Source organism: Streptomyces sp. RK62, from assembly GCF_018070255.1.
In the GTDB taxonomy this organism is placed as follows: domain Bacteria; phylum Actinomycetota; class Actinomycetes; order Streptomycetales; family Streptomycetaceae; genus Streptomyces; species Streptomyces nigra.
In genome coordinates this window covers 31279-54091 of sequence record NZ_JAGPYD010000025.1, presented here as the reverse complement: position 1 = coordinate 54091, position 22813 = coordinate 31279, and the positions used below count along the sequence as shown (strand labels likewise).

Genomic DNA, 22813 nt, shown 5'->3' with positions numbered 1-22813 from the left:
TTGACGTGACCTCAGGGGGGATCGTGACGCTTCGTCGGAGGAGATTCCGCACGGCCCGGGCGGCGCTCACGCTGCTCACGGCACTCGGCTCGCTGGCCGGCGCGGCCCTGACGGGGGCGGCACCGGCCGGCGCCGCGCAGCGGGGCACACCGATCGCGCCGGGCGTGGTCTACGACCAGTTCGACATCGCGGCGGCCAGGGGCACCGCGCACGCCCATGTCCTCACCGTCGACCTGCGCGACCGGCGGGTGCGCCTGGGCCTGCTGCACGCCGGTGCGGTGGCCGCCCGGGCGACCGTCTCCCGGCAGGCGGCGGCCCAGGGTGCCGTGGCCGGGGTGAACGGCGACTTCTTCAACATCAGCGAGACGCAGCACCCCGGCGTCCAGGCGACCGGTGCGAGCGTGGGCCCGGCGATCGCGCGGGGCCGGGCCCTGAAGGGCGCGGTGCCCGACGGGCAGCGCTTCGGACCGGCGCTGCCGCCCGGCACCAGCACCGAGGACGTCTTCGGGGTGGGCGCCGACCGCCGGGCCCGGCTGGACCGGCTGCGGCTCACCGGGTCCGTGCGCACCCCCGAGGGCGTCCTGGCGTTACGCGGCCTGAACCAGTACGCGCTGCCGGTCGGCTCGATCGGGGCGTTCACCCCGACCTGGGGCAGCGCGTCGCGGGTGCGGGCCACCTGCGGCACGGACACCGACCGGGCGGCCCCGTGCAGCACGGACACCTACGAGGTGACGGTCCGTCGCGGCCGGGTCGTGTCGGCCTCGGACACCCCCGGCAGCGGCCCCGTCACGGCGGGCACGACGGTTCTCGTGGGGCGCGAGGAGGGGGCGCGGCGGCTGCGGAAGCTCTTCGTGGGCGAGCGGGTGGCGGTACGGCACCGGCTGGTGGCGGCGACGTCCCGGGTGCCGTACCGCTTCGCGCTCGGCGGCTATCCGGTGCTGGCGGGCGGACGGCCGCTGCCCGGCCTGGACGACCGGACGTCGGCGGTGCGCACCGCCGTCGGCATCGCGGACGGCGGCCGGCGCGTGGTGCTGCTCGCGCTGGACGGCGCGCCGCGGTACCGCACCGGTCTGACGATCGCGGAAGTGGCGGGAATCATGCGGACGTTGGGGGCGACGGCCGCCTTCAGCCTGGACGGCGGCGGTTCCTCGACCCTGGTCGCGCGTGAGCCGGGCGCACCGGCCGTCTCCGTGCGCAACCATCCGTCCGACGGCACGGAGCGCCCGGTCGCCAACGGCATCGGCGTGTTCTCGACGTCCTGACGCTCAGGGCCTGAGGCCGCTGACGATGTCCGCCGTGGCGGTCAGGCCGCTGTGGATGGTCGGCGCCATGCTGGTGCTGGCCAGATAGAAGCCCAGCAGCAGGCACACCAGCGCGTGGGTGACTTTCAGCCCGCCGTTGCGGATGAAGATCACCGCCAGAATGAACAGCAGCAGCACCACCGAGATGGAAATGGCCATCGTCAACCTCCTCCGCCACGCCGTATCGCCCGGTTCACGGCGTTCGGCCGCAAGTGTGGCGTAGCGAAGGGTTCGTCCGGGCGGCTGACCTGTCCTCCGAACGTGTGATGTTCCGCGTCGAACGGCTAGATACGGCGGTGGCTGTCGAGGAAGGCCTCCAGGCCGGCGAGGTCGTCGGTGTTGAGGTGGTCGACGCCGGCGGCGAGCAGTTCGGTCCAGAGGGCCTCGCGGGCGGGGCCGGGCGTGTCGGGGGTGGCCCAGAAGCGGACGCGCTGACCGCGGGAATGGGCGGCGCCGGTGAGGGCGTGCAGCTTGCGGCGCTCGGCGTCCGGGAAGGGACCGGAACCGAGCCAGGTGAAGTTGAGCGTCCAGTTGTCGCTGATCAGTGGGATGAGGGAGGCGGGCGCCGCGGTGCCGAGGTCGCTGAGCCGGCCGTCGTAGAAGGCGCGGCGGAACGTCTGGGCCTCCATCGGGGGCCGGGCCGCGCGGTCCCCGGAGATCACGGCGGTGACCGGGCCCGGGTGCACCCGTCCGTGGGCGTACGTCGTGAACAGGTGCCGGTGACGGGCGAGCAGCCGGTCGAGGGCGAGGTACGTCGAGGAGCCCTCGGTCTTGAGGTCGATCAGCAACTGGAAGGAGCGGCGGGCACCGGCGTACACGCGGCCGTGGTGGGCGCGGACGCGGGCGGCGAGCGGGTCGAGATACAGGGCCTCCAGGGTACGGGCGGGGTCGAGGTCCTCGGGGTCGTGTGCCACGAGGAGCCGGCCGTCGACGAGGTGGACGTCGGCTTCGACGCTGCCGAAGCGGTGGTCGAGGGCGTCGAGGAGGGGCCGCGGGTGCTCGTAGTCGTTGTGGGCGTGGGCCCGCCACAACGGCCGGGGGTGGTGCGGGTGTTCACCGGCCTGCGCGCGGGCCGCGGGGAGGGCGGCCGCGCCGGCGAGGGCGGCGCCGAGGGTGGTGAGGGCTCTGCGACGGGTGGTGAGGGCCATGCTTCGCCTCCGTGTCGGGCCGGACGGGACCGCAGTGAGTATGCGGTCCCGCGGGGCCCGAACAGCAGGGGCCGGGGCGGGAATTGGCCGAACCGCCGCCCCTCGTTCACTTCACCGGCGCAGCGCGCACGGAGAAAGTCCGCACGGAAAGGGTGCGCACGGAGAAGCCGAGAAGCCCACCCGTGGCCGGGTGGGCTTCTCGCGGGGTCCGCTCCGTCGCGTCAGGGTGCGCGGAGGTCGACCAGTTCGGCCAGCGCCTCCCGGTGGGTGCCCGCCGTGCCGTAGGCGAGGGAGTCGGCCTTGGCCCGCTTCAGATAGAGGTGGACCGGGTGCTCCCAGGTCATGCCGATCCCGGCGTGCAGTTGCAGGGCCTCCTCGGCGGCGCGGACCGCGACCGGTGCGGCGTAGGACTGGGCGACGGCGACCGTCACATCGGTGTCCTCGCCGGTGGCCAGCGCGTCGGCGGCCGCGCGGGCGGCGGCGCGCAGGTTGACGACCTCCAGCCACAGCTGGGCGAGCCGGTGCTTGAGCGCCTGGAAACCGCCGACGGGGCGGTTGAACTGCTTGCGCTCCTTCAGATAGCGGACCGTCTCCGTCAACGTCCACTCGGCCAGGCCGAGTTGCTCGGAGGCGAGCAGTCCGGCGCCTGCGCGCAGGGCACGCCGGACGGCGGGTTCGGCGTCGCCCAGCAGCCGCCCGGGGGCGCCGTCGAGGGTGACCGTGGCGACGGGCCGGGTCAGGTCCAGGGAGGGGCGCGGTGTGACGGTCACGGCGTCGGCGTCGACCGCGTACAGCCCGCCGTCGTCGGCCGGCACCAGCAGGACGTCGGCGGCGACGGCGTCCGCGATGCCGGTCAACTCACCGTGCAGCGCGCCGTCCTCTTGGCGTACGACCTTGTAGGCGCCGCCCGCCGCGGTGTTCAGGGAGAGCGCGAGGGCGGCGACGGTCGTCGCGGACGCCAGCCGGCCGAGCAGCTCGTCGTCCCCGCACTCCAGCAGCGCCTCGGTGGCCACGACGGCGCTGGTCAGATACGGCACCGGGGCGACGGCCCGCCCCAGTTCCTCCAGGACGACGGCGGCCTCGCGGTGTGTGGCGCCCTGGCCGCCCAGCTCTTCGGGGATCAGCAGACCGGCGAGGCCCATGGTGCCGGCGAGCGCCTTCCAGGCCGCGATGTCGTGCGGCGCGTCGGACTCGGTGCGGGCGATGACGCCGGGGGCGTCGCAGTGGTCGGCGAGCAGGTCCCGTACGGCGGCCCGCAGCGCCTCTTCCTCCTCGGAGTACAGCAGGTCGGGCTGTGTGCTCATCGGGCGAGGTCCTTCCAGGCGACGTCCTTGTCGGTGCGCGGCTCGGCGGGCAGGCCCAGGACGCGCTCGGCGACGATGTTCAGCAGGACCTCGCTGGTCCCGCCCTCGATGCTGTTGCCCTTGGAGCGGAGGTAGCGGTATCCGGCGTCCCGGCCGGTGAAGTCGACCAGCTCGGGGCGGCGCATGGTCCAGTCGTCGTACAACAGGCCCTCCTCGCCGCGCAGTTCGACTTCCAGGCCGCTGATCTCCTGGTTGAGGCGGGCGAAGGCGAGCTTCATGCCGGCGCCCTCCGGGCCGGGCTGCCCGGCGACGAGCTGCTGCCGCAGCCGTTCGGCGGTGAGGCGGGACACCTCGGCGTCCACCCACAGCTTCAGCAGCCGCTGGTGCAGGTCGTGGGTGCGCAGTTCGGGGCGTTCGCGCCAGGTCTTGGCGACCGGGCCGATCATGCCGCCCTCGCGGGGCAGCCGCATACCGCCGATGGCGACGCGCTCGTTGTTGAGGGTGGTCTGGGCGACCCGCCAGCCGTCGCCGACCTCGCCGAGCCGGCGGCTGTCGGGGATGCGGACGTCGGTGAGGAACACCTCGTTGAACTCGGCCTCGCCGGTGATCTGCCGCAGCGGACGGACCTCGACACCGGGGTCGGTCATGTCGCACAGGAAGTAGGTGATGCCCGCGTGCTTGGGCACGTCCGGGTCGGTGCGGGCGATGAGGATGGCCCAGCGGGCGAGGTGGGCGCTGGACGTCCACACCTTCTGCCCGTTGACGACCCAGGTGTCGCCCTCACGGACCGCGCGCGTGCCGAGCGCCGCCAGGTCGGAGCCGGCGCCGGGCTCGCTGAAGAGCTGGCACCAGACCTCCTCGCCGGTCCACAGGGGCCGCAGGAAGCGCTGCTTCTGCTCTTCGGTGCCGTACTTGAGGATGGTCGGGGCGGCCATGCCGAGACCGATGCCGATGCGGCGCGGGTCGTTGTCGGGGGCGCCGGCGGCCTCCAGTTCGGCGTCCACGACGACCTGGAGGGAGCGGGGCGCGCCGAGGCCGCCCAGCCCCTCGGGGTAGTGCACCCAGGCGAGGCCCGCGTCGAAGCGGGCGCGCAGGAAGTCCAGGCGGCGGTCGGTCGTGGCCGGCGGGTGCGCGGCCAGCAATTCCTGGGTGCGCCGGCGCAGTTCGGCGGCGTCGGTCATGCCGCTCCTCCTTCGGTGAGTCCCGGGACCACGGTGACGCGGCCGGTGGTGACGCCGTCGGCGACCCGCTGCACGGCGGCCGCCGCCCCGCCGAGCGGGACGCGCTCGCTCACCAGCGGCTTGACGGCGCCCTGGGCGGCCAGCTCGGTGAGCCGTTCGTGGCAGTGCTGGACCAGCTTGGGATTCTTGGTGTTGTACAGGCCCCAGTGCAGGCCGAGGATCGAGTAGTTCTTCACCAGGGCGTGGTTGAGGGCGGGGCTCGGGATGGTGCCGCTCGCGAAGCCCACGACGACGATCCGGCCCTCGAAGGCGACGACCTTGGCGGACTGGGCGTAGGCCGCGCCGCCGACGGGGTCGTAGACGACGTCGGCGCCGCGTCCGCCGGTGGCCTCCTTGACGGCGGCGATGACGTCCTCGGCGTTCCGGTCGACCACCACGTCACAGCCGAGTTCCCGGGCCACGGCCGCCTTGGCGGCGCCCCCGACGACACCGATGACACGGGCGCCGGCCGCCTTGCCGAGCTGGACGGCGGCGCTGCCGACACCGCCCGCGGCGGCGTGGACCAGCAGGGTCTCGCCGGCTTCGAGGCGCGCGCGGCGGTGCAGGCCGAACCAGCCGGTCTGGTAGCCGATGTGCAGGGCGGCGGCCTCGGCGTCGTCGAGGGCGTCGGGCGCGGGCAGCAGGGCGGCGGCGTCCGCGACCGCGTACTCGGCGAACCCGCCGTGCGGCAGCGCGGGGGTGGCGAGGACGCGGCGGCCGTCCTCGGTCTCGCCGCAGATCTCCACACCGGGCGTGAAGGGCAGCGGGGGCCGCACCTGGTACTGGCCCCGGCACATCAGCGCGTCGGGGAAGTTGATGTTCGCGGCACGCACCTTGAGCAGGACCTGGCCGTCGCCGGGCGTGGGCGTCCCGACGTCCTCGAGCCGCATCACCTCGCTCGGCTCGCCGTTCTCGTGCACTTGCCATGCCTGCATGCGGTGCCTCCACGGGGGACTGCGTCGTCTGACCGGGGTCGGTTCGCATACTAAGCGGTCGCTTGCCGATCAGGGAACCGTCGGATGCATCACGCCTGACGCGGGCGCGCCCGTACGTGCATCCGCTCGCCCTGCGGCCCGAAGAGGCTCAGGAACTCCACAGGCCCCTCCCCCGTCGAGCCGAACCAGTGCGGAACCCGGGTGTCGAACTCGGCGGCCTCCCCGGCCGTGAGCACCACGTCGTGGTCGCCCAGCACGAGCCGCAGCCGGCCGGACAGGACGTACAGCCACTCGTAGCCCTCGTGGGTGCGCGGCTCCGGCGTGCAGCTGCGCTGCGGTTCGAGGACCTTGAACGCCTGCAGGCCGCCGGGCTGGCGGGTGAGCGGCCAGTGCTTGCGGCCGTAGCGCTCGATCGGCTCGGTGGCGCGCACCCTCGGGTCGCCGACGGCCGGATTGCCGACCAGTTCGTCCAGCGGCACCTGGTGGGCGCGGGCGATCGGCAGCAGCAGCTCCAGGCTGGGGCGGCGCAGGCCGGACTCCAGCCGGGAGAGCGTGCTCACCGAGATGCCGGTGGCCTCGGACAACGCGGCGAGCGTCACCTCGCGCTCCTTGCGCATCCGGCGCAACCTGGGTCCCACACCGGCAAGGACGTCGTCGTCGCTCATGCTGTCGTCCGTCATACGGCCATTGCAGTTTCGGCAAACTTGTTTGTCAATCCCGCACCGCGCGCCGCACGGTGCGGGTGGAGGTGGTCATCGTGACCGAGACATACGAAGTGATCGTGATCGGCGGGGGCGCGGCCGGGCTGTCCGCCGCGCTCGTCGTGGGCCGCGCCCGGCGCCACACCCTGGTCGTCGACGCCGGGGAGCCGCGCAACGCGCCCGCCGCCCATATGCAGGGCTATCTGACCCGGGACGGCATGCCGCCCGCCGAGTTCCTGGCAACGGGCCGGGAGGAGATCGCGCGGTACGGCGTGGAGCTGGTCCGGGACCGGGCGGTGGACGTCTCCCGGGAGCGGGGCGACGGCGACTTCGCGGTCGAACTGGCGAGCGGGCGGACCGTGCGCGCCCGGCGGCTGATCGTCGCCACCGGCCTCAGGGACGAGATGCCGGACGTCCCGGGCGTCGCCGAGCGCTTCGGCACGGACGTGCTGCACTGCCCGTACTGCCATGGCTGGGAGGTCCGCGACCGGGCCTTCGGCGTGCTGGCGACCACGCCGCTGAGCGCCCACCAGGCGATCATGGTGTCGCAGTGGTCGAAGGACGTGACCTTCTTCCTGCACGAGGTCGCCGAGTCCGACCTCACGGACGACGATGTGCGCCGGCTCGCTGCGGCCGGTGTGAAGGTGGTCCCCGGCCGGGTGGCCGAACTGACGGTCGAGGACGACCGGCTCACCGGCCTCCGGCTGGCCGACGGCACGCCGCACGCGCGCGAGGTGCTGTTCGTCGCCCCGCGCCCGGTCCCGCAGACCGGCCTGCTGGAGAAGCTCGGCGCCGAGCTCCACGAGACCCCGTTCGGCTCCTACCCCGTGGTCGACGCCACCGGCCTCACCTCGGTGCCGGGCGTCTGGGCGGCGGGCAACGCGATGGGCTTCTCCGAGCAGGTGATCAACGCGGCGTCGGCCGGCTACCGCGCGGCGGCCACCCTCAACGGAGAGCTCCTCTTCACGGACCTGGACGCCGGATCATAGGAACGCCGCGCGCAGAAACACCCTGAAGGGGTGCGGGGAACCGCGCGACAAACCCCGACGGCGCCGCACCGAACCGACACACCGCAACCGCGCAGGTGTGAACCGGCGCCGAAAACCCCAGGATGGTTCGCATGCTGCTGACCCGTCTGGCCACCGTGTCCCAAGAGGTCGCCGCGACATCGGCGCGGTCCCGGAAGATCGCTCTGCTCGCGGAGCTCTTCCGGGACGCCGAGGCGGACGACGTCCCCCTCGTCATCCCGTATCTGGCGGGCCGGCTGCCCCAGGGGCGGCTCGGCGTCGGCTGGAAGGTGCTGAGCCGCCCGGTGCCCCCGGCCGCCGAACCGACCCTGACCGTGCGCGAGGTCGACGCCCGCCTCACCGCGCTCGGCAAGGTGTCCGGCGCCGGTTCGCAGGCCGAACGGACGCGTCTGGTCGGCGAGTTGATGGGCGCGGCGACCGAGGAGGAGCAGCGCTTCCTGCTCGGCCTCATCACCGGCGAGGTCCGCCAGGGCGCCCTGGACGCCGTGGCCGTGGAAGGGCTCGCGCAGGCCACCGGGGCGCCGCCCGCGGACGTACGGCGGGCGGTCATGCTCGCCGGTTCCCTGCAGAGCGTCGCGCAGGCGCTGCTCGCCGACGGCCCGGAGGCGCTGGCCGGCTTCCGGCTCACCGTCGGCCGGCCGGTGCTGCCGATGCTGGCGCACACCGCGTCCACCGTGTCCGAGGCGGTCGGCAAGCTGGGCGACTGCGCGGTGGAGGAGAAGCTGGACGGCATCCGCGTCCAGCTGCACCGCGACGGCGACACCGTACGGGCGTACACCCGCACCCTGGACGACATCACCGACCGCCTCCCCGAAGTCGTCGCGGCCGCACGGGAGTTGCGGGGCGAGCGGTTCATCCTCGACGGCGAGGTCATCGCGTTCGACGCCACCGGGCGGCCCCGCTCCTTCCAGGAGACGGCGGGCCGCGTCGGCTCCCGGGTGGACGTGGCGACGGCCGCCCGCGAGGTCCCCGTCTCCCCCGTCTTCTTCGACGCCCTGTCCGTCGACGGCCGCGATCTGCTCGACCTGCCGTTCACCGAGCGGCACGCGGAGCTGGCCCGGCTGGTCCCGGAGCCGATGCGGGTGCGCCGCGCCCTGGTGTCGGGGCCCGACGATCTGCCGCGCGCCGAGGAGTTCCTCGCCGAGACCCTGGAGCGCGGCCACGAGGGCGTGGTCGTCAAGGCGCTCGACGCCGCCTACAGCGCGGGCCGGCGCGGCGCGTCCTGGCTGAAGGTGAAGCCCGTGCACACCCTGGACCTGGTGGTGCTGGCCGCCGAGTGGGGGCACGGCCGCAGGACCGGCAAGCTGTCCAACCTCCACCTCGGGGCACGCACGGCGGACGGCGGGTTCGCGATGCTCGGCAAGACGTTCAAGGGCATGACGGACGCGCTGCTGGCCTGGCAGACCGAACGGCTCCAGGACCTCGCCGTGAGCACGCACCCGTGGGGGGTGACCGTGCGCCCCGAGCTGGTCGTGGAGATCGCGTACGACGGACTCCAGCGCTCCTCCCGCTACCCGGCCGGGGTGACGCTCCGCTTCGCGCGCGTGCTGCGCTACCGCGACGACAAGCGCCCCGAGGACGCGGACACCGTCGAGGCGCTGCTGGCCGCCCATCCGGGGGTCCGGCCGTGAGCCCGGCCCGCGAGCGGCGCAGCGCCGGGCTGCTGCTGTTCCGCCGCACGGACGCCGGACCGGAGGTGCTGCTCGGCCATATGGGTGGCCCGTACTTCGCACGGCGGGACGCCGGGGCGTGGACGGTCCCGAAGGGCGAGTACGCGCCGGACGAGCCCGCATGGGACGCGGCCCGCCGCGAGTTCCAGGAGGAGCTGGGGCTGCCGCCGCCGGACGGCGAGGCCGTCCCCCTGGGCGAGGTCAAGCAGGCGGGCGGCAAGACCGTCACCGTCTGGGCGGTCGAGGCCGACCTGGACCCGGCGGCCGTCGTACCGGGCACGTTCACCATGGAGTGGCCGCCGCGCTCGGGCCGTACGCAGGAGTTCCCGGAGCTGGACCGGGTGGCCTGGCTCCCCCTCGACCGGGCGCGTGAGCTGATCGTCAAGGCGCAGGCCGCGTTTCTCGACCGGCTCGCGGAGCACTCGTCCTGAGCAGCAGCACGCGTTGCGGGACCCACCGCGGCGCGGGAAGGTCGAAGCAACAGGTCGCTCCCCAGGAGGTCGGTCATGCCCATCGCGACGGTCAATCCGGCGAACGGCGAGACGCTCAAGACGTACGAGGCCATGGGCGAGGAGGAGGTCGAGCGCCGGCTCCAGCTCGCCGAGGCCACGTTCCGCACGTACCGGACGACGAGCTTCGCCGACCGGGCGCGTCTGCTGAACCGCGCCGCGGACCTCCTCGACGAGGACCAGAGCGACGTCGCCCGGATGATGACCACCGAGATGGGCAAGCCCGTCGCCCAGGCCCGCGCCGAGGCCGCCAAGTGCGCGAAGGCGATGCGCTGGTACGCCGAGCGCGCCGAGGGGCTGCTGGCCGACGAGGAGCCCGCCGAGTCGGACGTGAAGGACTCGGGCGCCTCCCGGGTGCGGGTCCGCTACCGCCCGCTGGGCCCGGTGCTGGCCGTGATGCCGTGGAATTTCCCGCTGTGGCAGGTGGTCCGGTTCGCCGCGCCCGCGCTGATGGCGGGCAACGTGGGTCTGCTCAAGCACGCGTCCAACGTCCCCCAGACGGCCCTGTACCTGGAGGATCTGTTCCATCGTGCGGGCTATCCGGAGGGCTGTTTCCAGACGCTGCTCATCGGCTCCGCCCAGGTGGACGACATCCTGCGCGACGACCGCGTCAAGGCGGCCACCCTCACCGGCAGTGAGCCGGCGGGACGCGCGGTCGCCTCCACCGCCGGCGAGATGATCAAGAAGACGGTGCTGGAGCTGGGCGGCAGCGACCCGTACGTCGTGATGCCGTCGGCCGACCTGGACCGGGCCGCGAAGGTCGCGGTGACGGCGCGGGTGCAGAACAACGGGCAGTCCTGTATCGCCGCGAAGCGGTTCATCGTGCACACGGACGTCCACGACGCCTTCGCCGAACGGTTCGTGGCGGGTATGAAGGCGCTCGTGGTCGGCGACCCGATGCAGGAGAACACGGACGTCGGTCCGCTCGCCAGCGAACAGGGACGCACGGACCTGGAGGAACTCGTCGACGACGCCACCCGCAGCGGGGCGACCGCGCTGTGCGGCGGGCACGCGCTGCGCCGGCCCGAACTGCCGGGCTGGTACTACCCGCCGACCGTCCTCACGGGCATCACCCGCGAGATGCGCATCCACCGCGAGGAGGCGTTCGGGCCGGTCGCGACGCTGTACCGGGCGGCGGACCTGGACGAGGCGGTGCTGATCGCCAACGACTCGCCGTTCGGCCTGAGTTCGAACGTCTGGACGCGCGACGACGCCGAGGTGGAGCGCTTCGTACGGGATCTGGAGGCCGGCAGCGTGTACGTCAACGGCATGACGGCGTCCCATCCGGCGTTCCCGTTCGGCGGGGTGAAGCGGTCCGGGTTCGGCCGTGAGCTGTCCGGGCACGGAATCCGGGAGTTCTGCAACATCACTACGGTTTGGCAGGGCGCGTGAGCGCAGCGCGACTACGATCCCAGCTGTGAACCGCGAAGTTACTCTGCCGCTGATCGTCGACGACCGGGGGACCTTGCAGGTGGCCGCCGCCGACGTGAGCAAGCTGCTGCGCACGGTGGGCGGCCGGTGGCTGCACCTCGTGGAGGCCGGCGCGGACGGGCTCGACGAGGACACGGTCGCGGCGCTGACCATCGAGCTGGCCAAGCTCGCGGACCGCATCGACGTGGCCTGCATCGCCCACAGCAGCGGCACCACGCCGTAGGGGCCCGCGCCACCCGCGCGGGCCCCCGTCAACCCCTCTAGCGGATCGGCATGCCCGACAGCGTGCGGGCGATCACCAGCCGCTGGATCTCGCTCGTCCCCTCGAAGATCGTGTAGATCGCCGAGTCCCGGTGCATGCGCTCCACCGGGTACTCCCGGGTGTAGCCGTTGCCGCCCAGGATCTGGATGGCCTGCGCGGTGACCTTCTTCGCCGTCTCGCTCGCGAACAGCTTCGACATCGACCCCTCGGCCGCCGTGAACGGCTTGCCGTTGATCGCCATCCACGAGGCCCGCCACACCAGCAGCCGCGCCGCGTCGACCTGGGTGCGCATGTCGGCGAGCTGGAAGGCGACGCCCTGGTTGTCGATGATCGGGCGCCCGAACTGCTCACGCGTCGTCGCGTAGTCCAGGGCGACCTCGTAGGCGGCGCGGGCGGTGCCGACGGCCATCGCGCCGACCGCCGGCCGGGACGCCTCGAAGGTGGCCATCGCGGCGTTCTTCACCCGCTCGCCGCCCGTCCTGGCCCGCTCACGGGCCCGCGCGAGGCGCTCGTCGAGCTTCTCCTTGCCGCCGAGCAGGCAGGAGCCGGGCACGCGCACGTTGTCGAGGATGACCTCGGCGGTGTGCGAGGCGCGGATGCCGTGCTTCTTGAACTTCTGCCCCTGGGACAGGCCCGGCGTGTTCGGCGGGACGATGAAGGAGGCGTGGCCCTTGGAGCCGAGCTCGGGGTCGACGACGGCGACGACGACGTGGACGTTGGCGATGCCGCCGTTGGTCGCCCAGGTCTTGGTGCCGTTGATCACCCACTCGTCCTTGGCCTCGTCGTACACCGCGCGGGTGCGCATGGACGCGACGTCGGAGCCGGCGTCGGGCTCGGAGGAGCAGAACGCCGCGAGCTTGACATCGTTGGCGTCGCCGTACATCTGGGGCACCCAGGTGCCGATCTGTTCCTCGGTGCCGTTGGCGAGGACGCCGACGGCCGCGAGGCCGGTGCCGACGATCGACAGGGCGATGCCCGCGTCGCCCCAGAACAGCTCCTCCATCGCCATGGGGATGCCGAGGCCGGTCTGGTCGAAGTACTGCTGGGCGTAGAAGTCGAGCGAGTAGATGCCGACCTTCGCGGCCTCCTGGATGACCGGCCAGGGAGTCTCCTCACGCTCGTCCCATTCGGCGGCCGCGGGGCGGATCACATCGGCCGCGAAGCCGTGCAGCCAGTCCCGGACCTCCTTCTGTTCGTCGTTGAGCTCCATGGTGAACTCGGCCATGACCCCTCCAGCGGCGTACGCGCATGCCCGCTGCATGCTTGTTACTAGCGGTAACATTAGTTTGTTACCCGTCGGTAGGTAAAGTCAACCCGTGATGCGCCCTCGGCAGCCCGTTCGAGGGTCATGCCTGGTTGAGTGTTACTTTGCGCAGGCGTCACCGAACCAGTACGGGTGGGGAGAGCTCATGGACACCACGCAGCGGACGGATCAGCAGCGGTCCGCCGACCGACGTCGGCGCGAGCTGCTGGAGGCCGCCGACAGAGTGGTGCTGCGGGACGGCCCGCAGGCCTCGATGAACGCCATCGCGGCGGAGGCGGGCATCACCAAGCCGATCCTGTACCGGCACTTCGGCGACAAGGGCGGCCTCTACGCGGCCCTGGCCAAGCGGCACACGGACGCCCTGCTGGACTCGCTGCGGGCCGCCCTGGACGCGCCCGCCGACCGGCGCGAGCGGGTCGAGTCCACGCTCGACACCTATCTGGCCGCCATCGAGGCCCGCCCCCAGGTCTACCGGTTCCTGATGCATCCGGCGGAGGGCGGCCACACCGGCGACCAGGGCTTCGACGTCGGCAAGCACTCCGCCCCGCTGCTGCGGCGGATGGGCGAGGAACTGGCCACCGTCATCGAGGAGCGTCTCGACCTCGGCCCCGGCAGCCAGCAGCTGGCCCGGGTCTGGGGCCACGGCATCGTCGGCATGATGCACGCCGCCGGGGACTGGTGGCTCGGCGAGCGCCCGTGCTCCCGCGCGGAGTTGGTGCGCAGCCTGGCCGACCTGCTGTGGGGGCGGCTCGCCGCGGCGGGCGACAAGATCGGCGGACCCGGCTTCTGACGCCGAGGCCGCCCGCGGACGGTCAGCCGGACCGGTGCCAGGGGGCCCGTGCCACCTGGCGCATCAGCCGCCGGTGGCGCAGCCCGCTCAGCCGGTCCGCGTACACCCGGCCCTCCAGGTGGTCGCACTCGTGCTGGAGGCAGCGGGCGAAGAACCCGGTGCCGTGCACGGTGACCGGCTCGCCCGTCATCGTGAACCCCTCGACCACCGCGTGGTCGTACCGCTCGGTGCCCGCCTCCAGGCCCGGCAGGGACAGACAGCCCTCCGGGCCCCGGACGACCACGCCGTCCGCCTCGACCAGCCGCGGGTTCACCACATGGCCGAGATGGCGGACGTCCTCGTCGTCGGGGCAGTCGTAGACGAAGACCCGCAGGGACTCCCCCACCTGGTTCGCCGCGAGGCCCACGCCCTGCGCGGCGTACATCGTCGCGAACAAGTCCTCCACGAGATCCGCGAGTTCCGGTCCGAATGCGGTGACCTCCGCACAGGGTGTGTGCAGGACGGGGTCGCCGAGCAGGGTGAGGGGCCGGACTCGCCCACGGGTGCCCGGAATGGAGCTGTTGCGCATGGCCGCAAGGGTACGGCGATTCGGGAGTGCGATTGGATCTCGAATAGGCTGACCACCACCACGTTGCCGTTGGGCTTCAGGCGCGGCGCGTACGCAAGGAGGATCGAGATCTGATGGCAGGCAACTCGGACCCGCTCTCGCCGCGGGCCAAGCTGGCCGTGACCGCGGGCAAGGCGGTCGCGGCTGCATCACGCGCCGCAGGGCGCGGCAGCGGTTCGGTGATCGGCGGCCGGGTGGCGCTCAAGCTCGACCCCGACCTCCTCGCCCGGCTGGCGCAGAACCTGGACGTGGTCCTGGTGTCCGCCACCAACGGCAAGACCACGACCACCCGGCTGATCGCGGAGGCGCTGCGGGCCGCCGGGCCGGTCGTCTCCAACGCGCTCGGCGCCAATATGCCGGCCGGCATCACCTCGGCGCTCGCCGGCGGCTCGGACTCGCGCTACGGCGTCATCGAGGTCGACGAGAAGTACCTCGCCGGAGTCGCCCGCGACACCGACCCGAAGTGCATCGCGCTGCTCAACCTCTCGCGCGACCAGCTGGACCGGGCCGCCGAGACCCGGATGCTCGCCGAGAACTGGCGTGAGGGCCTGGCCGGTTCGAAGGCCGTGGTCGTGGCCAACGCCGACGACCCGCTGGTCGTGTGGGCCGCGTCCTCCTCCCCCAACGTGATCTGGGTCGCCGCCGGGCAGATGTGGAAGGACGACGCCTGGTCCTGCCCGTCCTGCGGCGGTGTGATGCAGCGGCCGGGCGACGACTGGTTCTGCGGCGAGTGCGGCTTCCGCCGGCCGACGCCGAGCTGGGCGCTCTCCGGCGACCATGTGCTCGACCCGCACGGTTCGGCGTGGCCCATCCGGCTGCAGCTGCCCGGCCGGGCCAACAAGGCCAACGCCGCCTCCTCGGCCGCCGTCGCCGCCGTCTTCGGGGTGCCCCCGCAGGTCGCCCTGGAGCGGATGTACAGCGTGCAGGCCGTCGCCGGACGGTACGACGTGGTGCAGTTCATGGAGCGGGACCTGCGTCTGCTGCTGGCGAAGAACCCGGCGGGCTGGCTGGAGACGTTCTCCCTGATCGACCCGCCGCCGACCCCGGTGATCCTCTCGGTGAACGCGCGCGGCGCCGACGGCACCGACACCTCCTGGCTGTGGGACGTCGACTACACGCGGCTGTCCGGCCACCCGATCTGCGTCGTCGGTGACCGCCGGCTCGACCTCGCGGTGCGTCTGGAGGTGGCGAACCAGCAGTTCCAGGTGTTCGACACCCTCGACGAGGCCGTGCGGGCCTGCCCGCCGGGCCGGATCGAGGTCATCGCCAACTACACCGCGTTCCAGGACCTGCGCCGCCGCGTCGGCAACTGAGCCAAGAGACTTTCAGGGGACTTCAAGTGAGCGACAACCAACTGCGGGTCGTCTGGATCTACCCGGACCTGCTCAGCACCTACGGCGACCAGGGCAACGTCCTCGTGGTGGAGCGCCGGGCGCGGCAGCGCGGCCTCGACGTGGCCCGTCTCGACGTGCGCAGCGACCAGCCGATCCCGACGTCCGGCGACATCTATCTGATCGGCGGCGGTGAGGACCGCCCGCAGCGACTGGCGGCCGAGCGGCTGCGCCGGGACGGCGGTCTGACCAGGGCCGTGGAGAACGGCGCCATCGTGTTCTCCGTCTGCGCCGGCTACCAGATCCTCGGCCACGAGTTCATCAACGACCTCGGTCAGCGCGAGCCCGGCCTCGGACTGATCGACGTCGTGTCCGTGCGCGGCGAGGGCGCGCGGTGCGTCGGTGACGTGCTCGCCGACATCGACCCGCGCCTCGGTCTGCCCCCGCTGACCGGCTTCGAGAACCACCAGGGCGTCACCCACCTCGGCCCGACCGCCCGCCCGTTCGCCCAGGTCCGCTTCGGCAACGGCAACGGCACGGGCGACGGCACCGAGGGCGCGTACAACGACACCGTCTTCGGCACGTACATGCACGGCCCGGTCCTCGCGCGCAACCCGCAGATCGCCGATCTGCTGCTGAAGCTGGCGCTCGACGTGAACGCGCTGCCCCCGACCGACGACCGCTGGTACGAGGCGCTGCGCGACGAGCGCATCGCGGCCGCGCAGCAACCCGCCTGACCGGGGCGCGGCAGCCCGTCTGACGGCCTCTCCGCACAGGTGAGCGGGGCCGTCCAGCAGGCGGACGCACGGTTCGGCCCCGCCCCCCTGTGCCGCTAGGGTGGCGGGGATTCGAGCCGGACAGCGTGGTCCGGTCCCGGCCCACGTGGAGAAGGTTTTCGGGCTATGCGCATTGGTGTCCTCACGTCCGGCGGCGACTGCCCCGGCCTGAACGCCGTCATCCGGTCCGTCGTGCACCGCGCCGTCGTCGACCACGGCGACGAGGTCATCGGCTTCCGGGACGGCTGGAAGGGCCTCCTGGAGTGCGACTACCTCAAGCTCGACCTCGACGCGGTGGGCGGCATCCTCGCCCGCGGCGGCACCATCCTCGGCTCCTCCCGGGTCCAGCCCTCCCATCTGCGGGACGGCGTGGAGCGGGCCAAGGGCCATGTCGAGGAGCTGGGCCTGGACGCGATCATCCCGATCGGCGGCGAGGGCACCCTCAAGGCGGCCCGGCTGATGTCGGACAGCGGTCTGCCGGTCGTCGGGGTGCCGAAGACCATCGACAACGACATCGCGGTCACCGACGTCACCTTCGGTTTCGACACCGCCGTGACCGTGGCCACCGAGGCCCTGGACCGGCTGAAGACCACCGCCGAGTCCCACCAGCGCGTCCTGGTCGTCGAGGTCATGGGCCGGCACACCGGCTGGATCGCGCTCCACTCCGGCATGGCGGCCGGCGCGCACGCCATCGTCGTCCCGGAGCGCCCCTTCGACATCGACGAGCTGACCCGGCGGGTCGGCGCCCGGTTCGAGGCGGGCAAGCGGTTCGCGATCGTCGTCGCCGCGGAGGGGGCCAAGCCGGCGCCCGGCACGATGGCCTTCGACGAGGGCGGCAAGGACGTCTACGGCCATGAGCGCTTCGCCGGGATCGCCCGCCAGCTGTCGATCGAGCTGGAGCACCGCCTCGGCAAGGAGGCGCGTCCGGTGATCCTCGGGCATGTGCAGCGCGGCGGCACCCCGACCGCGTACGACCGGGTGCTGGCGACGCGGTTCGGCTGGCACGCGGTGGAGGCCGTGCACCGCGGCGAGTTCGGGCACATGACGGCGCTGCGCGGCACGGACATCGAGATGGTGCCGCTGGCGGAGGCCGTGGAGACGCTGAAGACGGTCCCCGGGGACCGCTACGAGGAAGCCGAGTGCGTCCTGTAGGGACACCGCGCTGATCTGACGAGTCTGCCCCCGGCCGCGAGCGCGGCCGGGGGCAGTTCTAGTCTGTGTGCGGACAGAAATGCACAACCCCCACGAAACAGGAGCCGTCGGATGGATCACAGCGGCCACGGCACGATGTCGGATCTGCCGCCGTTCACGCTGGAGCGAGGGCTCGCGTGGTCCACGGACCCGTTCTTCCTCATCGCCTGCCTGGTGGGGCTCGGCCTGTACGCGTGGGGTGTCGTCCGGCTGCGGCGGCGCGGGGACGCCTGGCCGGTGACCCGGACCGTGTCGTACGTCGTCGGTGTGCTGACCGTGCTGCTGGTCATGTGCACCGGGCTGAACGACTACGGCATGGTCATGTTCAGCGTGCACATGGTGCAGCACATGGTGATCAGCATGCTGTCGCCGATCCTGATCCTGCTCGGCGCGCCCGTCACCCTGGCGCTGCGCGCGCTGCCGCCCGCGGCCCGGGGCAGCAAGGGGCCGCGCGAGCTGCTGCTCGCGCTGCTGCACAGCCGGTACATGCGGATCGTGACGCACCCGGCGTTCACCATCCCGATCTTCGTCGCCAGCCTCTACGCGCTGTACTTCACGCCGCTGTTCGACACCCTGATGGGCTCGAAGACGGGGCACACCGCGATGATGGTGCACTTCCTCGCGGTGGGCGTGGTGTTCTTCTGGCCGATCATCGGCGTGGACCCCGGACCGCACCGGCCGGGCCATCTGATGCGGATGCTGGAGCTGTTCGCGGGCATGCCGTTCCACGCGTTCTTCGGCATCGCGCTGATGATGGGGTCTGTCCCCATGGTGGAGACGTTCAAGAACCCGCCGGCCTCCCTCGGTATCGACGCGCTCTCCGACCAGGGCGCGGCCGGCGGTATCGCCTGGGCCTTCAGTGAGATCCCGTCCGTGCTCGTGCTGATCGCGCTGCTGTTCCAGTGGTACCGCTCCGAGCAGCGTCAGGCCCGCCGCAAGGACCGCGCCGCCGACCGGGACGGCGACAAGGAACTGGAGGCGTACAACGCCTATCTCGCCTCATTGAACGCACGCGGGAACTGATATCGGGGCACCATGGAGGGAACCGAACCTTAGGAGGGTGTCGCGATGCCCGGTTCCGCGGACGGTTCCACCAAGGCGATGGGGGCGCTGACGGTAGGCGCCCTGGTGATGGTGACGGCGTACACGGTCGCCCTCGGGAGCAACGGCTGGCTGTGGTTCGGGTGGGTGGTGCTGGGCCTGATCACGCTGGGGATGGTCGTCAGCCGCAGCACCTGAGTCTCAGGGGGCGGTGAGCCGTCCGCCGGAGTGCACGCCCGGCTGGTACTTCGGGAGCCGGGCGGTGATCTTCATGCCCGCGCCCGGGGCGGTCTCGATGACGAGCCCGTACTCGTCGCCGTAGACCTGCCGCAGCCGGTCGTCGACGTTGGACAGCCCGATGCCCCCGGACGGGCTGACCTCGCCGGCGAGGATGCGGCGCAGCGCGTCGGGGTCCATCCCGGCGCCGTCGTCCTCGATGACGACGAGGGCCTCGGCGCCGGCGTCCTGGGCGGTGATGCCGATCCGGCACTTCGCGGACGCCGACGACGCCCCCTTGCCCTCCAGGCCGTGCTTGACGGCGTTCTCCACGAGCGGCTGGAGGCACAGGAAGGGCAGGGCCACCGGCAGGACCTCGGGGGCGATCTGGAGGGTGACGTCGAGGCGGTCGCCGAAGCGTGCCCGCACCAGCGCCAGATAGTGGTCGATGGCGTGCAGCTCGTCGGCGAGGGTGGTGAAGTCGCCGTGCCGGCGGAACGAGTAGCGGGTGAAGTCGGCGAACTCGAGCAGCAGCTCGCGGGCGCGCTCGGGGTCGGTGCGCACGAAGCTGGCGATCACGGCGAGCGAGTTGAAGATGAAGTGCGGGGAGATCTGGGCGCGCAGTGCCTTGATCTCGGCCTCGATGAGCCGGGTGCGGGACCGGTCGAGGTCGGCCAGCTCCAGCTGTACCGACACCCAGCGGGCGACCTCGCCGGCCGCGCGTACCAGGACGGCGGACTCGCGGGGCGCGCAGGCGACGAGGGCGCCGTGCACCCGGTCGTCGACGGTGAGCGGGGCGACGACCGCCCAGCGCACCGGGCAGTCGGGGCTGTCGCAGTCGAGCGGCAGCGCCTCGCCTCGCCCCGACTCCAGGGGCCCGGCGAGCAGCTCCATGATCTGGGTGCGGTGGTGCTGGCCGACGCCGTCCCAGACCAGGACGTCGGTGCGGTCGGTCAGGCACAGCGCGTCGGTGCCGAGCAGGGAGCGCAGCCGGCGGGCGGACTTGCGGGCGGTCTCCTCGGTGAGTCCGGCGCGCAGCGGGGGCGCGGCGAGGGACGCGGTGTGCAGGGTCTCGAAGGTGGCGTGCTCGACCGGGGTGCCGAGGTCGCCGAGGCTCTGCGGGCGGGCGGTGCGCCGGCCCAGCCAGAAGCCCGCGGCGAGCAGCGGCAGGATGGCCACGCACAGGCCCGCGACGAAGCCGCTCATGCCTTGACCTCCGCTCTCAGTTCCTCGGGCAGATGGAAGCGGGCGAGGATCGCCGCGGTGCCGGGCGGCACCCGGCCCGGGGTGGCCAGGGACACCAGGATCATGGTGAGGAAGCCGAGCGGCACCGACCAGAGGGCGGGCCAGGCGAGCAGCGCGTGCAGCGCCCCGGCCTTGGGGAAGCCGGCCATGGTGGCGGCGACGGCGAGCAGGGCGGAGCCGCCGCCGACGAGCATCCCGGCGGCCGCGCCGGGCGGGGTCAGCCGGTGCCACCAGATGCCGAGGACGAGCAGCGGGCAGAAGGAGGACGCCGACACGGCGAAGGCCAGGCCGACGGCGTCGGCGACGGGCAGCCCGCCGACCAGGGCGCTCGCGGCGAGCGGGACGACCATGGCGAGGACGGTCCCGAGCCGGAAGTGCCGTACGCCCCGGGAGGGCAGGACGTCCTGGGTGAGGACTCCGGCGACGGCCATGGTGAGACCGGACGCGGTGGACAGGAACGCGGCGAAGGCGCCGCCCGCGACGAGCGCGCCCAGCAGTTCCCCGCCGACACCGCCGATCATGCGTCCGGGCAGCAGCAGCGCGGCGGCGTCCGCGTCGCCGGTGAGGGTGAGCTCGGGGGCGTAGAGCCGGCCCAGGGCGCCGTAGACCGGGGGCAGCAGGTAGAAGGCGCCGATCAGGCCGAGCACGGCGACCGTGGTGCGGCGGGCGGCGACGCCGTGGGGGCTGGTGTAGAAGCGGACGACGACGTGCGGCAGCCCCATGGTGCCGAGGAAGGTGGCGAGGATCAGCCCGTACGTGGCGTACAGCGGGCGTTCGCCGCGGCTCTCGGCCTGCGAGGGGGACAGTCCGCCGCCGGTGCCGTGGTCGCGGGCGGGGACCTCGTCGCCGCGGGCGAAGGTCAGCCGGGTGCCGTTCTTGACGCGGTGGGCCCCGGCGTCGAGCCGTACCCGGCGGTCGTCGTGGACGCGGCCGTCGACGGTGCCGTCCACGGTGACCGTCAGCGGGCTGTGCAGTCTGATCGTGATGGTGTCGTCGACGCGGACGACGCGCTGCTCGCGGAAGGCGGCGGGCTCGTCGAACGCGTGCCGGGGCGCGCCGTCGCCCTGCCAGGCGAGGATCAGGAAGAGGGCGGGGACGAGCAGCGCGGTGAGCTTGAGCCAGTACTGGAAGGCCTGCACGAACGTGATGCTGCGCATGCCGCCGGCGGCGACGATGGCGACGACCACGACGGCGACGACGAGCCCGCCGAGCCAGTCGGGTGCCCCGGTGAACACGGTGAGGGTCAGCCCGGCGCCCTGGAGCTGGGGCAGCAGGTAGAGCCAGCCGGTGCCGACGACGAAGGCGCCCGCGAGCCGCCGTACCGCCTGGGAGGAGAGCCGGGCCTCGGCGAAGTCGGGCAGCGTGTAGGCGCCGGAGCGGCGCAGCGGGGCGGCGACGAACAGCAGCAGGACGAGATAGCCGGCGGTGTAGCCGACCGGGTACCAGAGCATGTCGGGGCCCTGGACGAGGACCAGCCCGGCGATGCCGAGGAAGGAGGCGGCGGAGAGGTACTCGCCGCTGATCGCGGCGGCGTTGAGGCGGGGCCCCACGGTGCGCGAGGCGACGTAGAAGTCGGAGGTGGTGCGGGATATGCGCAGGCCGAAGGCGCCGACGAGCACGGTCGCCAGGGCCACGAGGGCGACGGCGGGGACGGCGTAGCTGGAGTTCACGGCCGGATCGGTTCCTGGTCTCGGGTCTCGGGTCGACGGGCTGGTGCGCCGGGCTAGCGGTCCTCGACGAGCCGTACGAAGTCCCGTTCGTTGCGTTCGGCGCGGCGGACGAACCAGCGGGCCAGCAGCACGAGCGGCGCGTACAGGCCGAAGCCGAGGATCGCCCAGACCAGGTGGCGGGCGTGCGGCATCGCCGCGAAGAGCAGCGGCAACGGGCCGACGAGCAGGCCGAGGACGGCGAGCACGGCGAGGGCGGTGCGCAGTTGGGTGCGCATCAGGGAGCGGACGTAGGTGTGGCCGAGGGTGGTCTGCTCGTCGATCTCGGTGCGGGGCCGGTAGTAGCCGGAGACACGGCGGGTCCGGGCGCGCCGGGGCGGGCCGGTGACGACGACACGGCGGTCGGCGGGGCTGCTGGGCATCGTCACGGCCTCCGCATCAGCAGGTCGCGCAGTTCGCGGGCGTGGCGGCGGCTGACCTGGAGTTCCTCGGAGCCGACGACGACGCTCACGCTGCCCGCGTCGAGCCGGAGTTCGCCGATGTGCCGCAGGGCGACGAGATGACGGCGGTGGATGCGGACGAACCCGCGGGAGCGCCAGCGCTCCTCCAGGGTGGACAGGGGGATGCGCACGAGGTGGCTGCCCCTGCCGGTGTGCAGGCGGGCGTAGTCGCCCTGGGCCTCGACATGGGTGATGTCGTCGACGGGGACGAAGCGGGTCACCCCGCCGAGCTCGACCGGCAGATGGTCGGGGTCGGGTTCGCTGACGGGTATCCGGGGGGTGGCGCCGCGCTGTTCGGCGGCCCGGCGGACGGCTTCGGCGAGGCGTTCCTTGCGGACGGGTTTGAGGACGTAGTCGACGGCCTTGAGGTCGAAGGCCTGGACGGCGAAGTCCTCGTGGGCGGTGACGAACACGACGAGCGGCGGTTCGGCGAAGCCGGTGAGCAGCCGGGCCAGGTCGAGGCCGTCGAGGCCGGGCATGTTGATGTCGAGGAAGACGACGTCGATGGCCTCCGCTCCGCCGGGGCCCGACTCCAGCGCGCGGTTGATGCGGCGCAGCGCCTCGGTGGCGTCGCCGGCGCCCTCCGCGCTGCCGATCCGCGGGTCGGCGTTGAGGAGGTACAGCAGTTCCTCCAGCGAGGGGCGTTCGTCGTCGACAGCCAGCGCGCGCAACATGG

The 22813-nt window shown here is 72.8% G+C and carries 24 protein-coding genes; 12 read left to right on the top strand and 12 right to left on the bottom strand.

Annotation, left to right across the window (positions count from 1 at the left end; all coding sequences use genetic code 11):
- Window positions 1-23: 23 nt before the first annotated feature.
- Window positions 24-1262, top strand: coding sequence for a phosphodiester glycosidase family protein (locus KBY32_RS33540; RefSeq protein ID WP_210982728.1), 1239 nt, complete (start codon window positions 24-26; stop codon window positions 1260-1262).
- A gap of 3 nt (window positions 1263-1265) precedes the next feature.
- Here the strand turns inward: KBY32_RS33540 and KBY32_RS33535 are convergent, their stop codons facing one another.
- The 6 genes from KBY32_RS33535 to KBY32_RS33510 form a co-directional block, all read right to left on the bottom strand.
- The gene (locus tag KBY32_RS33535; protein WP_055622327.1) at window positions 1266-1460 is read right to left on the bottom strand and encodes a hypothetical protein; all 195 of its coding nucleotides are present in this window, start codon (window positions 1458-1460) and stop codon (window positions 1266-1268) included.
- Between the two features lie 125 nt (window positions 1461-1585).
- Window positions 1586-2449, bottom strand: a complete 864-nt coding sequence (locus KBY32_RS33530; protein WP_210982727.1) for a phosphatidylinositol-specific phospholipase C/glycerophosphodiester phosphodiesterase family protein — start codon at window positions 2447-2449, stop codon at window positions 1586-1588.
- A 221-nt stretch (window positions 2450-2670) separates the two neighbouring features.
- Window positions 2671-3753 carry an acyl-CoA dehydrogenase family protein gene (locus tag KBY32_RS33525; protein WP_210982726.1) on the bottom strand — a complete coding sequence of 361 codons (1083 nt, stop codon included), beginning with the start codon at window positions 3751-3753 and terminating at the stop codon, window positions 2671-2673.
- Complete coding sequence (locus KBY32_RS33520; RefSeq protein WP_210982725.1) at window positions 3750-4934, bottom strand: acyl-CoA dehydrogenase family protein; 1185 nt, start codon at window positions 4932-4934, stop codon at window positions 3750-3752. Before KBY32_RS33520 ends, KBY32_RS33525 begins: the two co-directional genes overlap by 4 nt.
- Window positions 4931-5908: an NADPH:quinone oxidoreductase family protein gene (locus tag KBY32_RS33515; protein ID WP_210982724.1), complete on the bottom strand. Its 978-nt coding sequence runs from the start codon at window positions 5906-5908 to the stop codon at window positions 4931-4933. Before KBY32_RS33515 ends, KBY32_RS33520 begins: the two co-directional genes overlap by 4 nt.
- 89 nt (window positions 5909-5997) lie before the next feature.
- Complete coding sequence (locus tag KBY32_RS33510; protein ID WP_210982744.1) at window positions 5998-6573, bottom strand: helix-turn-helix domain-containing protein; 576 nt, start codon at window positions 6571-6573, stop codon at window positions 5998-6000.
- A gap of 92 nt (window positions 6574-6665) precedes the next feature.
- Here KBY32_RS33510 and KBY32_RS33505 point away from each other — a divergent pair, with 92 nt between their 5' ends.
- The 5 genes from KBY32_RS33505 to KBY32_RS33485 all read left to right on the top strand — a co-directional run bounded on the left by KBY32_RS33505 (window position 6666) and on the right by KBY32_RS33485 (window position 11470).
- Window positions 6666-7598, top strand: coding sequence for an NAD(P)/FAD-dependent oxidoreductase (locus tag KBY32_RS33505; protein ID WP_210982723.1), 933 nt, complete (start codon window positions 6666-6668; stop codon window positions 7596-7598).
- A gap of 131 nt (window positions 7599-7729) precedes the next feature.
- Window positions 7730-9268, top strand: a complete 1539-nt coding sequence (locus KBY32_RS33500) for an ATP-dependent DNA ligase (RefSeq protein WP_210982722.1) — start codon at window positions 7730-7732, stop codon at window positions 9266-9268.
- Window positions 9265-9738: an NUDIX domain-containing protein gene (locus KBY32_RS33495; RefSeq protein ID WP_210982721.1), complete on the top strand. Its 474-nt coding sequence runs from the start codon at window positions 9265-9267 to the stop codon at window positions 9736-9738. Before KBY32_RS33500 ends, KBY32_RS33495 begins: the two co-directional genes overlap by 4 nt.
- 75 nt (window positions 9739-9813) lie before the next feature.
- Window positions 9814-11208: an NADP-dependent succinic semialdehyde dehydrogenase gene (locus KBY32_RS33490; protein ID WP_210982720.1), complete on the top strand. Its 1395-nt coding sequence runs from the start codon at window positions 9814-9816 to the stop codon at window positions 11206-11208.
- Window positions 11209-11233: 25 nt separating this feature from the next.
- Window positions 11234-11470: a DUF6213 family protein gene (locus KBY32_RS33485; RefSeq protein WP_055622335.1), complete on the top strand. Its 237-nt coding sequence runs from the start codon at window positions 11234-11236 to the stop codon at window positions 11468-11470.
- A 37-nt stretch (window positions 11471-11507) separates the two neighbouring features.
- Here the strand turns inward: KBY32_RS33485 and KBY32_RS33480 are convergent, their stop codons facing one another.
- A complete protein-coding gene (locus KBY32_RS33480) occupies window positions 11508-12734 on the bottom strand; it encodes an acyl-CoA dehydrogenase family protein (protein WP_055622336.1) in 1227 nt (408 codons plus the stop codon).
- Between the two features lie 184 nt (window positions 12735-12918).
- On the opposite strand from KBY32_RS33480, the gene KBY32_RS33475 reads away from it, so the two are divergent.
- Window positions 12919-13563 carry a TetR family transcriptional regulator gene (locus KBY32_RS33475; RefSeq protein WP_055622337.1) on the top strand — a complete coding sequence of 215 codons (645 nt, stop codon included), beginning with the start codon at window positions 12919-12921 and terminating at the stop codon, window positions 13561-13563.
- Between the two features lie 22 nt (window positions 13564-13585).
- On the opposite strand, the gene def is transcribed toward KBY32_RS33475, so the two are convergent.
- Complete coding sequence (def, locus tag KBY32_RS33470) at window positions 13586-14131, bottom strand: peptide deformylase (RefSeq protein ID WP_055622338.1); 546 nt, start codon at window positions 14129-14131, stop codon at window positions 13586-13588.
- Between the two features lie 113 nt (window positions 14132-14244).
- Here def and KBY32_RS33465 point away from each other — a divergent pair, with 113 nt between their 5' ends.
- The 5 genes from KBY32_RS33465 to KBY32_RS33445 all read left to right on the top strand — a co-directional run bounded on the left by KBY32_RS33465 (window position 14245) and on the right by KBY32_RS33445 (window position 18707).
- Window positions 14245-15483, top strand: coding sequence for a MurT ligase domain-containing protein (locus KBY32_RS33465; RefSeq protein ID WP_055622339.1), 1239 nt, complete (start codon window positions 14245-14247; stop codon window positions 15481-15483).
- Between the two features lie 26 nt (window positions 15484-15509).
- A complete protein-coding gene (locus KBY32_RS33460) occupies window positions 15510-16238 on the top strand; it encodes a type 1 glutamine amidotransferase (RefSeq protein ID WP_210982719.1) in 729 nt (242 codons plus the stop codon).
- Window positions 16239-16403: 165 nt separating this feature from the next.
- Window positions 16404-17429, top strand: coding sequence for a 6-phosphofructokinase (locus tag KBY32_RS33455; protein ID WP_115509102.1), 1026 nt, complete (start codon window positions 16404-16406; stop codon window positions 17427-17429).
- Between the two features lie 111 nt (window positions 17430-17540).
- Window positions 17541-18491 carry a cytochrome c oxidase assembly protein gene (locus KBY32_RS33450; protein WP_055622342.1) on the top strand — a complete coding sequence of 317 codons (951 nt, stop codon included), beginning with the start codon at window positions 17541-17543 and terminating at the stop codon, window positions 18489-18491.
- A gap of 45 nt (window positions 18492-18536) precedes the next feature.
- The gene (locus KBY32_RS33445; RefSeq protein ID WP_107096765.1) at window positions 18537-18707 is read left to right on the top strand and encodes a hypothetical protein; all 171 of its coding nucleotides are present in this window, start codon (window positions 18537-18539) and stop codon (window positions 18705-18707) included.
- A gap of 3 nt (window positions 18708-18710) precedes the next feature.
- On the opposite strand, the gene KBY32_RS33440 is transcribed toward KBY32_RS33445, so the two are convergent.
- Genes KBY32_RS33440 through KBY32_RS33425 form a run of 4 tightly spaced genes read right to left on the bottom strand, consistent with a single transcriptional unit; the run spans window position 18711 to window position 22811 of the window.
- The gene (locus KBY32_RS33440) at window positions 18711-19931 is read right to left on the bottom strand and encodes a sensor histidine kinase (protein WP_055622343.1); all 1221 of its coding nucleotides are present in this window, start codon (window positions 19929-19931) and stop codon (window positions 18711-18713) included.
- Entirely contained in the window at window positions 19928-21640 is a 1713-nt protein-coding gene (locus KBY32_RS33435) for a cation acetate symporter (protein WP_055622344.1), read from the bottom strand. Before KBY32_RS33435 ends, KBY32_RS33440 begins: the two co-directional genes overlap by 4 nt.
- 53 nt (window positions 21641-21693) lie before the next feature.
- Window positions 21694-22059, bottom strand: a complete 366-nt coding sequence (locus KBY32_RS33430) for a hypothetical protein (RefSeq protein ID WP_055622345.1) — start codon at window positions 22057-22059, stop codon at window positions 21694-21696.
- A gap of 2 nt (window positions 22060-22061) precedes the next feature.
- Window positions 22062-22811, bottom strand: coding sequence for a LytTR family DNA-binding domain-containing protein (locus KBY32_RS33425; protein WP_055622346.1), 750 nt, complete (start codon window positions 22809-22811; stop codon window positions 22062-22064).
- Window positions 22812-22813: the final 2 nt, after the last annotated feature.

Bases quoted from the DNA above. Each gene is read 5' to 3' on its own strand.
- KBY32_RS33535 (WP_055622327.1), bottom strand. From the start codon at position 1,460: ATGGCCATTTCCATCTCGGTGGTGCTGCTGCTGTTCATTCTGGCGGTG.
- KBY32_RS33530 (WP_210982727.1), bottom strand. From the start codon at position 2,449: ATGGCCCTCACCACCCGTCGCAGAGCCCTCACCACCCTCGGCGCCGCC.
- KBY32_RS33525 (WP_210982726.1), bottom strand. From the start codon at position 3,753: ATGAGCACACAGCCCGACCTGCTGTACTCCGAGGAGGAAGAGGCGCTG.
- KBY32_RS33520 (WP_210982725.1), bottom strand. From the start codon at position 4,934: ATGACCGACGCCGCCGAACTGCGCCGGCGCACCCAGGAATTGCTGGCC.
- KBY32_RS33515 (WP_210982724.1), bottom strand. From the start codon at position 5,908: ATGCAGGCATGGCAAGTGCACGAGAACGGCGAGCCGAGCGAGGTGATG.
- KBY32_RS33510 (WP_210982744.1), bottom strand. From the start codon at position 6,573: ATGAGCGACGACGACGTCCTTGCCGGTGTGGGACCCAGGTTGCGCCGG.
- KBY32_RS33500 (WP_210982722.1), top strand. From the start codon at position 7,730: ATGCTGCTGACCCGTCTGGCCACCGTGTCCCAAGAGGTCGCCGCGACA.
- KBY32_RS33490 (WP_210982720.1), top strand. From the start codon at position 9,814: ATGCCCATCGCGACGGTCAATCCGGCGAACGGCGAGACGCTCAAGACG.
- KBY32_RS33480 (WP_055622336.1), bottom strand. From the start codon at position 12,734: ATGGCCGAGTTCACCATGGAGCTCAACGACGAACAGAAGGAGGTCCGG.
- KBY32_RS33475 (WP_055622337.1), top strand. From the start codon at position 12,919: ATGGACACCACGCAGCGGACGGATCAGCAGCGGTCCGCCGACCGACGT.
- def (WP_055622338.1), bottom strand. From the start codon at position 14,131: ATGCGCAACAGCTCCATTCCGGGCACCCGTGGGCGAGTCCGGCCCCTC.
- KBY32_RS33465 (WP_055622339.1), top strand. From the start codon at position 14,245: ATGGCAGGCAACTCGGACCCGCTCTCGCCGCGGGCCAAGCTGGCCGTG.
- KBY32_RS33455 (WP_115509102.1), top strand. From the start codon at position 16,404: ATGCGCATTGGTGTCCTCACGTCCGGCGGCGACTGCCCCGGCCTGAAC.
- KBY32_RS33450 (WP_055622342.1), top strand. From the start codon at position 17,541: ATGGATCACAGCGGCCACGGCACGATGTCGGATCTGCCGCCGTTCACG.
- KBY32_RS33445 (WP_107096765.1), top strand. From the start codon at position 18,537: ATGCCCGGTTCCGCGGACGGTTCCACCAAGGCGATGGGGGCGCTGACG.
- KBY32_RS33440 (WP_055622343.1), bottom strand. From the start codon at position 19,931: ATGAGCGGCTTCGTCGCGGGCCTGTGCGTGGCCATCCTGCCGCTGCTC.
- KBY32_RS33430 (WP_055622345.1), bottom strand. From the start codon at position 22,059: ATGCCCAGCAGCCCCGCCGACCGCCGTGTCGTCGTCACCGGCCCGCCC.
- KBY32_RS33425 (WP_055622346.1), bottom strand. From the start codon at position 22,811: ATGTTGCGCGCGCTGGCTGTCGACGACGAACGCCCCTCGCTGGAGGAA.